Origin of the sequence: Mycobacterium heidelbergense (genome assembly GCF_010730745.1) — a bacterium.
Lineage (GTDB): Bacteria > Actinomycetota > Actinomycetes > Mycobacteriales > Mycobacteriaceae > Mycobacterium > Mycobacterium heidelbergense.
In genome coordinates, this window is the sequence record NZ_AP022615.1 from 1,881,005 (window position 1) to 1,894,744 (window position 13,740).

Genomic DNA, 13,740 nt, shown 5'->3' on the forward strand with positions numbered 1-13,740 from the left:
GCCAGTGACCGATGTGGCGCATGGGAATTGACGCGCAACGCGGGCCCGGCGCGGTTTACGGTTCGAGCACCAGCTTGCCGAGCACACCGCCGTCGGCAAGGCTCTGCAACGCGACGGCACCCTCCGACAGCGGATAGCGTTGCGGCGGAGGAGGTTTCAGCCCCAAGAAGACCAATTGGCTTAGGCCCCAGGAAAATAGGGCCGCCGAACCGGGAACCTTGTTGAGGTACTCGCCCCATGCGACGCCGATCACGCTGACATTGCGCAGCAGCAGCCGGTTGACCTTGACGGTGGGGATGCCGCCCGCGGCGAAGCCGATCACCAGTAGCTTGCCGTCGATGGCCAGCACGCGGATCGCGTCGTCGAAGGCCTGGCCGCCGATGGGATCGACGACGATGTCGACCCCCCGGCCCCGGGTGTGCTCGCGCACCTGGTCCGCCCAGCCGTCGGTCAGCGGTATCACCACGTCGGCGCCGACCGCACCGACATAGTCGGCCGCGGCCTCCCGATGCACCACCCCCAGGACTTTCTTGGCGCCCATCGCCTTCGCGACCTGGATCGCCGCCGTGCCCACCCCGCCGGCGGCGCCCAGCACCAGCACCGTGTCGCCCGGCCGCATCGCGGCGCGACGGGCCAGCGCGAAATACATGGTGTTGTAGTTCACCAGCAGCGAAACCGCCTCGGCGTCATCGAGTTCGGCGGGGCTGCGCATCACATTGGGCACGGGAACGGCCACCTGCTCGGCATAGCCGCCCAGGATTCCGAACGCCGAAACACGTTCTCCCACGCGGAATCCCGACCCCGTCGGCGCCGAACGCACCACGCCCGCGGCCTCCATGCCGGGGACGAACGGCGGCGGCAGCTTCAGCTGATAGTCGCCCTTGGTCAGCAGCAGGTCCGGAAAGCAAACACCGGCGGCGCGAACGTCTATGACGACGTGGTTGCCGTCACCGATATCGTCGATGTCGGTGTACACCATGCCGTCCGGGCCGGACAGCTCTTGTACCACACAGGCTTTCATGGCTCCTACAGCTTGAAGCCGGCCTTTTGCGCGGCCGAGAGGTCGGTGATCTCGGCCCAGTGCGCGGCGATGTCCTGCACCGACGGCGGCTTGTCGAAGTTGGCCCCGTCGTTCTCGAACAGCGCGACGCGCTGCACCTTGCCGCCGCCGACGACGAAAACCGAGCCGTTGTCGGCGTTTTCCTCGGTGCACAGGTAGGCCACCACGGGCGCGACGAACTCGGGCGTGAGCTTCTCCAGCACCTCGGGCGGCAAGATGTCCTGCGTCATCCTGGTCGCCGCGATGGGCGCGACGGCGTTGGCGTGGATGTTGTACTTGGCCCCCTCCAGGGCCAGCGTGTTGATCAGGCCGACCAGGCCGAGCTTGGCGGCCCCGTAGTTGGTCTGGCCGAAATTGCCGAACAGCCCGCTGGTGGAGGTGGCGACGACCACGCGGCCGTAGCTCTGCTCACGGAAATGCGGCCAGGCCGCGCGCAACACGTTGTACCCGCCGTAGAGGTGCACCTTGAGCACGGCGTCCCAGTTCTCCGACGTCATCTTGTGGAAGGTGCCGTCGCGCAGGATCCCGGCGTTGCTCACCACGCCGTGCACCGCACCGAACTCGTCGAGCGCGGTCTTGATGATGTTGGCCGCGCCCTCGGGCTCGGCGACGCTGTCGTAGTTGGCGGCCGCGCGGCCACCCGCGTCGCGAATCTCGGCGACGACGTGGTCGGCCATCGCCGATCCGGCGCCCGTGCCGTCGCGGGCCCCGCCGAGGTCATTGACGACGACGCTGGCACCCTCCCGGGCGAGGGTCAGGGCGTATTCGCGGCCCAGCCCCCCACCGGCTCCGGTGACGACGATGACACGATCTTGCACTCCGGGCATCAGGTTCCTCTCTACCTCTATCGGGATCGGCGCGGGACTATCAAAACAGCCGGCGGGCCATCTTGAAAGCCCGCTCGGTGTACGGCGGATAGATGAAACTGGACAGGTCGGGCCGGGTCGGTTTGGTCAACACCGACTTGCGGTGGCTGAACTCCTCGAAGCCGTAGCGGCCGTGGTAGGCGCCCATGCCCGACGCGCCGACCCCGCCGAAGGGCAGCTTGGCCGTCGACACCTGGAAGGCGAGATGGTTCACCAGCATGCCGCCGGCGGGCACCTCCTTGATCACGCGCTCGCGGATCTCGCGAGCCTTGGTGAACAGGTACGCCGACAGCGGCTTGGGCCGCGAGTTGACGAAACGTATTGCGTCGTCGATGGATTGGACGGTGATCACCGGCAGGATCGGCCCGAAGATCTCGTTTTGCATCAGCGGCCCGTCGGGATCGGGATCGACGACGACGGTCGGTTCGATCCGCCGGGTCGACGCGTCACAGCCGCCGCCCACGGTCACCTTGCCGTCGTTGCCGGACAGGTAGCCGCTGATCCGGTCGAATTGGCGCTGGTTGACGATGCGGATCCCGTGCGGCTCCTTGGACCGGAACTTGGTGAGGGCGGCGCCGATCTTGTCGACGAGTTCGTCGCGGATCTTCGCGTCGGCCAGCACGTAGTCGGGTGCGACGCAGGTCTGGCCGCCGTTGAGCAGTTTGATCCAGGCGATGCGCTTGGCCGCGACATCCACGTCGGCGTCGGCGGCCACGATCACCGGGCTCTTGCCGCCGAGCTCCAGGGTGACCGGGGTCAGGTGGGGTGCCGCACCCTCGTAGACCTTGCGGCCGATTTCGGTGCCGCCGGTGAACATCACGCGGTCCAGCCCCTGCGCGATGAGCTCCTGGCTCACCGCGCCGTCGCCCTCGACCACCGCGATCGCGTCGTTGTCGAGGTAGCGAGGCACCAGCTCGGCCATCAATCGCGATGACGCGGGCGCGATTTCCGAGGGCTTGAGTATGACGGCGTTTCCGGCGGCGATCGCCCCGACCGCCGGGCCCAGCGTCAGGTAGAACGGGTAGTTCCAGGCGCCGATGATCAGCACCGTCCCGTAGGGCTCGTACTCGATCCAGCCGCGGCCGGGCAGCTGCGGCGCCTCGAGCAATTGGTACCGGCGGCGGGTCCATCTGCGTAGCTTCTTGGCCGCGTACTTCGCCTCGCCGGCAGTCGTGGCGATGTCGGCGATGTAGGCCTCGAACCGGTTGCGGTCCAGATCGTCGGCGAGCGCGGCGGCGATCGCGGCCTCGTTCTCCTCCATCAACTTCTGCAACTGCAGCAACTGGTGTCTGCGCCACTCGATGTCGCGGGTGCGGCCCGTGGCGAAGGTCCGGCGCAGCCGGGCCACCGTCGCGGCGATGTCGACCGGCTGAGCCGCCACACCGTTCTTGGATTCTGATGTCTTCGGTGCAGCCGATTCGGTGGTCATCATTGTCCTTCCCGAGCGGAGCCGCCCGCTGCAGCGCTGGTGGCCGCTCATCGGTGATAACCGCGATCCTAATCATCCGGTTGGGAGAGCAGTAGGAAGGATCGAACCGGGACTCGACGGCGATCAGCCGCCCGTTCAACGGCACCGGGCGCTGCGATCGACCAGACCCGCTGCCGCTCATCACGAGTCGCCAGGGGACGAGCCTTTTCAGGGTTTGGTTGCCGTCACGAAGCTGTTGGCGAACGGCCGCTCGTCGGACTGCGGCGCGCGGCCCAGCCGCAGCGCCTCCTCGCGCGCATTCACCGTGCGGGTGGCCCAGCCGTGCGCGGCGAACCAGTCGGCGCAGTCGGGCCGGCCCTCGTCGTCAAACCAGAGGTCGAACGGGTTGAACGAGGTGTCCTGGCCCCGCGCTTGTCGCCTCGCCCGCAGCTCTTGCCACCTCTCCTCGGCCTCGCGCCGCTTCTCCTGGTCGACGCCGAAGATTTCGACCGCGACCCGGCTGCCCGGTCCGCTCAGCTCGTCGATCGAGGCGAACATGGCTTCCTGCGCGGCCGCCGGCAGGAACGGCAACAGCCCCTCGGCCAGCCAGGCCGTCGGGCGCGTCGCATCCAACCCGGCATCGCGCAGCGCCCGGGGCCAGTCGTGGCGCAGGTCAACGGGCACCGGTCGCCGGTCGGCCACGGGCGTGGCGCCGTGGGCGGCGAGCGTCTCGGCCTTGTACTCCAGCACCTTGGGCAGGTCGATCTCGTAGACGACGGTGCCGTCCGGCCAGTCCAGCCGGTAGGCGCGGGAATCGAGACCGGCGGCCAGGATCACGACCTGTCGGATGCCGGCCGCCGCCGCGGCTACAGCTTCGGTGAAGTACGCGTCGAAGAAATGCGTGCGCACTGCCTGGTAGTCGATCATGTTCTGGGAGTCGGGGGCGAAGCCCAAGTCGTCGTCCGGCTCGGGGGTCCACCACGCGGCGACCTGCTCCCGAACCCCCTCGAGTTCGGGAGTGGACACCAGCACCTCGGCGAACCGGTCCCGGACCAGCGGCTCGGGGCCGGCCGTCTCGGCGGCGCGGGCCAGCGCGACCATCACCGCCGTCGCCCCGACGCTAGTGGCGATGTCCCAGGAATCGTCGGCGGCGCGCGGCACTACGCTCGCTCCGCGATCACGAAGTCGGAGAACGCGTCCTTGTCGTCGGCCAGCGGAACGCCCTCGATCCAGCGGCCCAGCCGGCGCATCTCGTCCGTCGAGCGCTGCGCGCGAGCCCGCCAGCCGTGGTCGTTGAGCCAGTCCGCGACGTCGGCCCGGTGGTCGTCGCGATACATCAGCTCCCCGACGTCGACGGACTCCTCCAATCCCAGCTCGTCGGCCACCTTCTTGAACCGCTCGCGCATCTGCTGCCGCCGCTCGTCGGCGTGCGCCGGCGCGGTCTCGGCCGACACCCGGCTGCCGGGCGGGCTCAGCTCGCCGATCTGAGTGAACAACCGGTCCTGGGCCTCGGCCGGCAGGTACATCAGCAGCCCCTCGGCCAGCCACGCCGTCCGGGCCGCCGGGTCAAAGCCCGCGGCGCGCAGCGCGGCCGGCCAGTCTTGGCGCAGGTCGACGGCGACCTCCCGGCGATCGGCCGAGGGCGTCACGCCGTTTTCCGCCAGCGTCGTGGACTTGTAGGCCAACACCTGGGGCTGGTCGATCTCGTACACCGTGGTGCCGGCCGGCCAGTCCAGGCGGTAGGCGCGCGAATCCAGCCCCGACGCCAGGATCACCACCTGACGGATGCCGTCGGCGACGGCGTCTTTGAAGTAGGTGTCGAAGAAGTTGGTCCGCACCGCTTGGTAGCCGCGCATGTGCTCGAGCTGGGCGGCGGACTCGGCGTCGAGGTTTTCCACCTTGGCCGCGATCTCCGGGTCGAGCATGGCCTCCCACAGCACGCCGGCGCCGGCGTTGGTGACCAGAAGTTTGGCGTACGGGTCGCGGATCAGCGCGTCGGGCCGTTCGGTCTCGACGGCCCGGGCCGCGGCCACCATCACCGCGGTGGTGCCGACGCCGGTCTTGATGTCCCAGGTGTCGTCGTGGGTGCGCAGTGAGCTCATCGCGTGCTCCGATTTCCGTTGGGCTGGTGAGAAGGTCCGTCGAGACGCGCTCGCAGCAGCGTGCTGCGGACGGCCTCGTCGGCCAGGTCGTCGGGCACCGGACGGCCCAGGCGGGCCATCTCGTCGCGGTTGTCCACGCTGTCCACCCGCCAGCCGTGGTCGGCCAGCCATTGGGCGGCGTCCGTGCGGTCGGGCTCGTGGTAGGTCAGCGCTTGGACGTTGACGTCCAGGCCGAGTCGCTCACGCATCCGCAGCCAGCGCTGCGAGTTGCCCCGCGAGTTCATGCCGAACGCCTCGACGGCGACCTGACTGCCCGGCGCGCTCAGCGCGGTGAACATCTCGAACAGCCGGTCCTGGGCATCGCCGGGCAGGTACGGCAGCAGGCCCTCGGCCAGCCATGCGGTCGGTTGGGCGGGGTCGAATCCGGCCGCGGTCAGGGCCGCCGCCCAGTCATCGCGCAGATCCACCGGGACCGGGCGCCGGTCAGCGGTCGGAACCGCGCCGTGCCGCTCCAGGATCCCGGTCTTGTAGTCCAGCACCTTGGGCTGGTCGATCTCGTAGACCGCGGTGCCGGCCGGCCACCTCAGGCGATAGGCACGCGAATCCAGCCCGGCGGCCAGGATCACCACCTGCCGGATCCCGGCGTTGACCGCGGCTACAGCTTCAGTGAAGTACTCGTCGAAGAAGTGCGTGCGCACCGCCTGGTAGTCGACGCCAACCCGGTGCACCCGCCGCCCGTGCTCATCGCCGTCGAGCCAGGCCAGCTCAGGGTCGGCCAGCCGGGCCCAGGCCGGGCCGGCCGAGGACACCAAGGTGTGGGCGAAGTCGTCACGGATCAGCGGGTCGGGTCCGGCCGTTTCCACCGCGCGGGACGCGGCGACCCCCAACGCGGTGGCGCCCACGAGTTCGGTGACGGCCCAGCTGTCGCCGGCGGTCCGTAACGAGGGCGGTGACGAGGCATCCACATCAGTCATGTCGGCACCATGGTACCGAATAAGTTAGTTAGCCTATGCGCTCTGTGCGCGACGTCACTGGGCCCGGACCGACGCCGTGCCCGTTAGGTCTCGGGCCGCCAGAGGGCGCCTTCCAGCAGCTGGCGCAGCACGTCGCTGACGGCCAATATCTCTTCGTAGCTGCGGACGTAGCCGGCGTAGAACCCCACGCCGCAGAGCACGACGAGCAGTGTCTCGACCAATGCGGACGCATCGATACCGGCGGCGATCTCCCGGCGATCGATTGCGTCGTTGACCGTCCACGTCAGAAATTCCCGGGTAATTCTCACGGAATCGATTTCGGTTCCGCTTAATTCCGGATGTCGTTGCGATTCGAGCACGGCGGTAATCAAAAATGCCGACGCGGAAGGGTTGTCGGAATTTGTCCGCACCGCGGCCGAGATGAACGCCGTCAGCCGCCCCATCAGCGTGCTCTCGCGCTCCGCCTGTCGGATGCCGGAGCCGATGACAAGGGAGTTGACCTGCTCCAGCACCTCCCGGTACAACAGCCGCTTGGTGGAAAAGTAGTGGTTAATCGCCGGTCTGGTCAGATCGGCGCGGACCGCGATCGCCTGGAACGTCGCGCCGTCGTAACCGCGTTCGCTGAAGACCAGGCGAGCCGCCTGCATAATCCGCCGGCGCGTCTCGTCCGACTTGGCGGCAGGCGGGCGCCCCGGCCGTCGACTCGCCGCAGGCGACATTGCTAAAGTGTGCCACCGCCGCGGTGTGGCATTAGCGCATTTGGCGGAATGCTGCCGAATTTTCCGGCCTGGTAGTCCTGCAGCGCCTCGACCAATTCCGCGCGGGTGTTCATCACGAAAGGCCCATAGTGGAATACCGGCTCGCGAATCGGCCGGCCGCCCAGCAGCAGCACGTCAAAGGCCGTCGTGCGCGACGAGTCCTGCGTCCGGTCGGCGCCGACGGTGATCCGGTCGCCGGGTCCGAGCACCGCCAATTGACCCGAGCGAATCGGGTGAGCGACCGGACCGACGTATCCGCTCCCGGACAGCACGTATACCAGCGAGTTGAAATCGCGCCGCCACGGAATGTTCAGCCGGGCGCCGTTCTCGATCGTCGCGTGCGCCAGCGCGATGGGCGTGTGGGTGATGCCGGGTCCGCGGTGGCCGTCGATCTCGCCGGCGATGATGCGGACCAGCGCGCCGCCGTCGTCCGACGCGAGCAACGTCGCGTCGCCGCCCTCGATGGCCTGGTATCGGGGTGGCGCCAATTTGTCCTTCTTTGGCAGGTTCACCCAGAGCTGGACTCCGTGGAAGACGCCGCCGCTTTCGACGAGTTCGGCGGGCGGGGTCTCGATGTGCAGGATGCCCGAACCGGCCGTCATCCATTGGGTCGCGCCGTCGGTGATCAGGCCGCCGCCGCCGTGGGAATCCTGGTGGGCGAACTTGCCGTCGATCATGTAGGTGACGGTTTCGAAGCCGCGGTGCGGATGCCAATCGGTGCCTCTGGGCTCGCCCGGTTGGTACTCCACCTCACCCATCTGGTCCATGTGCACGAAGGGATCCAGGGCGGCGGTGCTGACCCCGGCGAAGGCGCGCACCACCGGGAAACCCTCGCCCTCGTAGCCTGGCGGACCGGTGGTGATCGACCGGACGGGCCGCTCGGTGTCGGCCGGGCCGGCCGGGCCGACCCGCGGCAATCTCAGGGTGTCTGCGGTGATAGCAGGCATGTTTACCTCCTTATTTCAGAACTACCCATATAACCGGACCGCAGTCCGGTTATTCCCGGTTGCCTTAGGATGGCCGCCGTGCGAACCTCGCGACCTTAGGGCGGCGGGCGATCGTTTTATAGTGCAATATTTGCCGTGGTAGATGGTTGTCGCGCATGCCCGGTCCTGAAAGGGTCGACGGCGGGAAGGTGACGCGGATGGAGCAGGACGAGGCGGCCGCCAATCCGGTGCGGGCGCCGCGATCGGGGGCCGACGCGACGGGGAGGGTGGCCGGCTGGCTGCGCGCGAACCGCCTGGGATTGTTCTGCGTGGCGATCGTGGTGGGGATTGGCGCCGGGTTTGGCGCGGTGGCGTTCCGCTACCTGATCTACGGCTTCACCTGGCTGGCGACCGGGCAGGACGAGTTCGGGCAGCAGGGGCGGGTGGCCAGCGGCCACCTGCCCTGGTTGGGGGTCGGCTTTTTCGTGATCGTCCCCGTGCTCGGCGGGTTGTTGTACGGGCCGTTGATCTCCCGGTTCGCCCGCGAGGCTCGCGGCCACGGCGTGCCGGAAGTCATGATCGCGGTGGCCGAGAACGGTGGCCGCATCCGTCCCCAGGTGACGGTGGTCAAGGCGCTGGCCTCGGCGCTGTGCATCGGCGCCGGCGGCTCCGTCGGGCGGGAGGGCCCGATCGTGCAGATAGGGGCGGCGCTGGCGTCCAGCCTCGGCCAGTGGGTGCGGATGCCGGAAAACCGGCTGCGGGTGCTGGTGGCCTGCGGCGCCGCCGGCGGCATCTCGGCCACGTTCAACGCCCCCGTCACGGGGGTGTTCTTCGCCGTCGAACTGATCCTGCGTGAGCTCTCGGTCGAGGCGGTCTTCACCATCATGCTCTCGGCGATGGTTGCCGACGTGATCGCCCGGGTCTTCTTCGGCTCCGCCCCTTTCCTGACCCAGCTTCCCGCCGGCATCGAACTGGACCACATCGCCAATTACCTTTTGGTAGCCCTTCTCGCGGCGATCGCGGGGCTGATCGGGGTTGTGTTCACCAAGGTCCTGTACGCGACCGAGGATCTGTGCGACCGGGTGTGGGGCCAGCGTCCGGCCTGGGCGCGGCCGGCGGTCGGCGGGATCGCGCTGGGCCTGCTGCTACTGGCGGTGCCGCAGCTGTACGGGGTGGGCTACCCGGTGGTGTACGCCGCCTTCGCCGGCCACTACGCGCTGTGGTTCCTGGTGATCCTGGCGGCGGGCAAGATACTGGCCTGCAGCCTCACCATCGGCATCGGCGGCTCGGGCGGAGTGTTCGCGCCCGCGTTGTTCGTCGGGGCCACTTCCGGCATGGCCTTCGGGCTGATCGTTCAGCACGTAATCGGCACCGCCGTCGGACATCCCGCGCTCTACGCGATCGTCGGCATGGGCGCCGTGTTTGCCGCCGCCGCGCGCGCCCCGCTCACGGCGCTGGCCAGCACGGTCGAGATGACCGGGGACTTCACCCTCACCCTGCCGGTCATGCTGGCCGTCGCCGTCGGCACGACGGTGTCCCGCGCGCTCTCCTACGGCACCATCTACACCACCAAACTGCTGCGCCGCGGCATCGACATCGACCGTCCGACTCCCACCCATGCATTCGCCAACCTCACCGCGGCCGACGCCATGCACCGGTTCACCGTTCCGCTGGATCTCACCGGCCGGGCCGGCGACGCCGACCCCGACTGGACGACCCTGCTCGGCCCGGTCACCCGCGTCCGCGAACCGCAGGCGCTCTTCGCCAACGACAGCCTCGCCCAGGCCCTGCGGCAGCTCGTCCTCTACGGCCGCGACGGGCTGCCGGTCATCGACACCGAGGCCCGGCGCGTCCAGGGCTGGCTGACCAACCAGAACGTGCTGCGCGCGGTCGACGCCTACCTCGCCGACGCCCAACCGGACATCGCGGCCGGCCACCAGGCCGCCGAATGGGCCGACCCGCAAGTCACGACCGCCGAACACGATCCGCGAAGCCAGCTCGCCGGATACCGCATCGTCGAACACACCCTCGCGCCCGATTCGGCCGCGGTCGGCCGGATCGTCGGCGAACTCGACTGGCCCGACGGCCACGTCCCCGTGTCGGTTCTGCATAACCGGCAACTCGTCGACGCCGACGCGGCCGTGCGGCTCGCCGCGGGCGACCGGATCAACGTCCTGATTCCCAAAAACGGTGCGGGCAGCCAGGATACGGCGGCTCGATCGTGAGGCCGCGTCAAAGCCGGCTGATCTGCTGCACCGGCAGCCGGGCCCCGCGGCGCGGTTCGCGAGCCAGCCCGCTGGCCTCGAGCAGCCGAACCACCCGGTGGCGGTGCGGACGCATCGGTTCGAGCAGCTCGAGCATCACCGCGTCGTCGACCGGGCGGCCCAGCAGCGTCCAGCCGATCATCTTCGGGATGTGGTAGTCGCCCACCGACACGGCGTCGGCGTCGCCGAAGGCCCGTTGAACGGTCTCCGCGGCGGTCCACTCCCCCACACCCGGCAGCGACGTCAGCGCTTCGCGGGCCCCCGCCGGCCGCAATGCCAGCCGTTCCAGCGATGCCGCCCGCCGCGCGCACGCCACCACCGTCTGCGCCCGTCTCGGGTCGACGTTGGCCCGGTGAAATTCCCACGACGGGACGTGCCGCCACTCCTCGGCCGACGGCGGCACCCGCATTCCGGCCGGCGCCGGCCCGGGCGCCGGCGTCCCGTATTTGGACACCAGCAGGCGCCACGACCGAAACGCGTCGGCGCCGGGCACCCGCTGCTCGATGATCGCGGGGACCAGGGCCTCCAGCACCAGCCCGGTGCGGCCCAGCCGCAGGTGCGGAACCCGTCGGTGCGCGGCGGCAACGGTCGGGTCCCGCGGTACGAAATCCGAGGCGTCGTCGTCGGCGCCCAGCATTGCGGGCAGCATCTCGATGAACTCCGCCGCGCCGCTGCCCCAGGCCACGCAATGGGCGGCGTTGGGAGCCGCGCGGCCGATCCGGGCCGTCACGGGCCCGGTGGGCAACAGGCTGGTTCGCCAGATGGTGCCGTCACCGGGGATTTGGAAGCAGGGGTCCCCGGGCCCCCGGCGCAGCGGCGCCAACGTGTGCCCGAAGCTGGCCGCCCCGGGGAACGTGACGATGCGCGCGCTCTTCATCCCATCACTCTTCAATCCCAAGAAATCACGGCCGGCTCTCCGGACCACTGATTGACCGTCAGCTGTCTGCCAAGACAATATTGCGATGTGATGACGCCGTTCGATGGGCCGCACACGGAACTCGCCTGGATGTTCTTGCAGAGCATGAGCGAGGGCGGCGACTTGGACGAGGGCTTCACGCTGCTGAGTGACGACTTCACCTACTGGAGCCTCTACACCCGTGTTTCCTTCGACAAGGAAACGCTGCGGCGGGCGATCAACTGGCGCAAGCAGACCCTCGAACTCACGATCGACCTGCTGCGCTGCGTCAACGAGGGAGACACGGTGGTCGTGGAGGCCGCCGCCACCGGCAGGACCACCGGCGGCGTCGTCTACGACAGCCCGTTCGTTTGCGTGTTCGAAATCCGCGACGGGCTGATCGCCTCGATGCGGGAATACAGCGACACCCGCGCGCAGGCCCGGGCCCTGCCCGAGTCACCCACCCGGGTCTACTGAGCCAGGACGCTGATTTCGGCCTTGTTGGGGTAGAAGGCGACGTGCCCGGCGATGTCGGCCACCGCCGGGTAAGGCCGTTCGTAGGTCCATATCGCGTCCTCGACCGTGGCGCCCGCCGAGGTGGTGACGCTGTAGTAGCTGGCGTCGCCCTTGAACGGGCAGTAGGTGCTGGTGTCGGTGCGGGTCAGCCGGTCCTGGAGCACGTCAGCCAGCGGAATGTATTGCACCGCAGGCAAAGTCGCCTCGCGCAGTTCCAACGCCGCGGTCGTGTCCGCAACGATCTCGCCATTGACGCGGACCTGCACCCGTCCCTTCGTCGGCTCGATGGTGATCGGGTGCCCGGCGTTGGGTTCTAACACTTGCCGATGGGCCATGGTTGATTCCCTCCTAGAGACGCAACCAGTTGCAACGCCGGCCGACGCCCAAGGCTTCCCGGGAAGCGGCCCGAGCCTATTCGGCTTGGGCGGGGGTGCTGCTCTTTTTGTTGGCTGTGCGCATGGCGGCCCAGAACCGGGCGGCCTCGCGGATGGATTCCTCCACGGGGCGCGGCTGCCAACCCAGCTCGCGGACCGCCTTGCCGTGGTCGACGTCGGCTTCGGCGCGCATCATGCGCACCGAGGCCAGGCTGAGTTCGGCGTCTTTGCCCGTCAGCCGGGCCTTCAGGCTGCCCAGCGCGCCCAGGGCGTACAGCGCCGGCACCGAAATCGAGCGGCGCGGCGGCGGCACGCCCGCCTCGTCGGCCGCGATCCGCACGACCTCCTTGAGCGCGATCATCCGTTCGGAGATCAGGTACCGCTCGCCGACGCGCCCGCGCTCGGCGGCCAGGATCATGGCCCGGGCCGCGTCGTCGACGCCGACGACCTCCAGCTGGATGCCGTCCATCGTGAAGGGCAGCTTCCCGAAGACCGCGCCGGCGATGAAGGCGCCGTGCGGTGTCCGGCCCCAGTCGCCGCTGCCGTAGGTCGTCGAGACGCACATCGCGACGGCGGGCAACCCGGCCTCGGCCACGTACCGCATCACCAGGTCCTCGGCCTGGACGCGGGATTGGACGTAGGGTGTCAACCCGCGGGAGTCGATGACGTCTTCTTCGGTCGCGACGTGCCCGTGCCGCCGGCCCACCGTCGCGTAGGTGCTGGTGAACACGAACCTGCGCAAATCGGGTTGTTTGACCGCCACGTCGAGGACGTTGCGCAGGCCCTCGACGTTGGTGCGGAACAGCGGCGACGGGTCGCGCAGCCACGCGCGGGTGTCGACGACGCAGTAGTACACGTCGTCGACGCCGTCCATCGCCTCGCGCAGCGTGGCGGTGTCGAACACGTCGCCGTGGACTCGGGTGAGCGCAAGGTCGTCGATGGCGCGGGTGTTGGCGGTCGGGCGGACCATCGCCCGCACCTGCGACCCGTCGGCGACGAGCTGGCGGGTCACGTGCGAACCCAGAAAGCCGTTGGCGCCGATGACCAGTTTGGGTGCGCTCACGCCGCTCCTCCGTATTGCTGCATCCAGCGCGCGGCGTCGTCGTCGAGCGTGCCCAGCGCCTGCGCCGTGCGGCACCACTTCATCGCCGCGCGCAGGAAGCGCAGCGGGTTGTAGATGTCTTCCTGACGAGACCACTGACCGTCGCCGGCGTAGGTGATGATCGAGATGTTGGTGGCGCTGATGACGCTGCCGTCGCCGGGGTCGCGCATCGGGTTGTCCAGCTCCATGATGATCCGCCCGGTGGGCTCGTCGATGACCGACCACAACGACGGGAACGCCACCATGTGGCTGCCCGGGAAGGTCGTCATCGTCCGCTCAATCCACTCGCGCACCTGGTCTCGGCCGCGCATGGTGCCCGCCGCGTGCTCGATGTACTCGACGTCCGGGGTGTACTGGGCGACCCAGGCCGCCCAGTCTCGCGTCTCGGCGGCGCGGGCGACCGTCTCCTCGAACTTTTCGAAGGCGGCGGCCAGTTCTCCGCGGGAGAACGTCGGGGTCACGAGGGCTCTTTCGCGCCGTTACACGTCATCGCCG

At 69.0% G+C, this 13,740-nt stretch carries 14 protein-coding genes; 2 read left to right on the forward strand and 12 right to left on the reverse strand.

All coding sequences use genetic code 11. From position 1 onward, the window contains the following. Positions 1-55 precede the first annotated feature (55 nt). The 8 genes from G6N25_RS08870 to G6N25_RS08905 form a co-directional block, all read right to left on the reverse strand. Positions 56-1,021 (reverse strand): NADPH:quinone oxidoreductase family protein, encoded by a 966-nt coding sequence (locus G6N25_RS08870; protein ID WP_083072900.1) that lies wholly within the window; start codon positions 1,019-1,021, stop codon positions 56-58. Positions 1,022-1,026: 5 nt separating this feature from the next. Further along, positions 1,027-1,887, reverse strand: a complete 861-nt coding sequence (locus tag G6N25_RS08875; RefSeq protein WP_083072901.1) for an SDR family oxidoreductase — start codon at positions 1,885-1,887, stop codon at positions 1,027-1,029. Between the two features lie 40 nt (positions 1,888-1,927). Next, on the reverse strand, positions 1,928-3,358 hold the full coding sequence (locus G6N25_RS08880) for an aldehyde dehydrogenase family protein (protein WP_083072902.1): 1,431 nt from the start codon (positions 3,356-3,358) through the stop codon (positions 1,928-1,930). A 204-nt stretch (positions 3,359-3,562) separates the two neighbouring features. Further along, entirely contained in the window at positions 3,563-4,435 is an 873-nt protein-coding gene (locus G6N25_RS08885; RefSeq protein ID WP_232065936.1) for an SAM-dependent methyltransferase, read from the reverse strand. Between the two features lie 59 nt (positions 4,436-4,494). Further along, on the reverse strand, positions 4,495-5,427 hold the full coding sequence (locus tag G6N25_RS08890) for a class I SAM-dependent methyltransferase (RefSeq protein ID WP_142272522.1): 933 nt from the start codon (positions 5,425-5,427) through the stop codon (positions 4,495-4,497). A 5-nt stretch (positions 5,428-5,432) separates the two neighbouring features. Next, entirely contained in the window at positions 5,433-6,410 is a 978-nt protein-coding gene (locus tag G6N25_RS08895) for a class I SAM-dependent methyltransferase (protein WP_083072905.1), read from the reverse strand. 83 nt (positions 6,411-6,493) lie between these two features. After that, a complete protein-coding gene (locus G6N25_RS08900) occupies positions 6,494-7,129 on the reverse strand; it encodes a TetR/AcrR family transcriptional regulator (RefSeq protein ID WP_083072906.1) in 636 nt (211 codons plus the stop codon). Positions 7,130-7,131: 2 nt separating this feature from the next. Continuing rightward, positions 7,132-8,115 carry a pirin family protein gene (locus tag G6N25_RS08905; protein ID WP_083072907.1) on the reverse strand — a complete coding sequence of 328 codons (984 nt, stop codon included), beginning with the start codon at positions 8,113-8,115 and terminating at the stop codon, positions 7,132-7,134. Between the two features lie 155 nt (positions 8,116-8,270). On the opposite strand from G6N25_RS08905, the gene G6N25_RS08910 reads away from it, so the two are divergent. Further along, entirely contained in the window at positions 8,271-10,319 is a 2,049-nt protein-coding gene (locus tag G6N25_RS08910; RefSeq protein ID WP_232065733.1) for a chloride channel protein, read from the forward strand. Between the two features lie 7 nt (positions 10,320-10,326). On the opposite strand, the gene G6N25_RS08915 is transcribed toward G6N25_RS08910, so the two are convergent. After that, entirely contained in the window at positions 10,327-11,235 is a 909-nt protein-coding gene (locus G6N25_RS08915) for a DNA-3-methyladenine glycosylase family protein (protein WP_083072909.1), read from the reverse strand. An 87-nt stretch (positions 11,236-11,322) separates the two neighbouring features. Between G6N25_RS08915 and G6N25_RS08920 the strand changes: the two genes are divergently transcribed. Next, positions 11,323-11,730, forward strand: coding sequence for a nuclear transport factor 2 family protein (locus tag G6N25_RS08920; protein ID WP_083072910.1), 408 nt, complete (start codon positions 11,323-11,325; stop codon positions 11,728-11,730). On the opposite strand, the gene G6N25_RS08925 is transcribed toward G6N25_RS08920, so the two are convergent. The 3 genes from G6N25_RS08925 to G6N25_RS08935 form a co-directional block, all read right to left on the reverse strand. Next, on the reverse strand, positions 11,724-12,104 hold the full coding sequence (locus G6N25_RS08925; protein ID WP_083072911.1) for a DUF427 domain-containing protein: 381 nt from the start codon (positions 12,102-12,104) through the stop codon (positions 11,724-11,726). The genes G6N25_RS08920 and G6N25_RS08925 overlap by 7 nt on opposite strands. Positions 12,105-12,180: 76 nt before the next feature. Beyond that, positions 12,181-13,206, reverse strand: coding sequence for an NAD-dependent epimerase/dehydratase family protein (locus tag G6N25_RS08930; RefSeq protein WP_083072912.1), 1,026 nt, complete (start codon positions 13,204-13,206; stop codon positions 12,181-12,183). Continuing rightward, positions 13,203-13,706: a nuclear transport factor 2 family protein gene (locus tag G6N25_RS08935; RefSeq protein WP_083072913.1), complete on the reverse strand. Its 504-nt coding sequence runs from the start codon at positions 13,704-13,706 to the stop codon at positions 13,203-13,205. Before G6N25_RS08935 ends, G6N25_RS08930 begins: the two co-directional genes overlap by 4 nt. Positions 13,707-13,740: the final 34 nt, after the last annotated feature.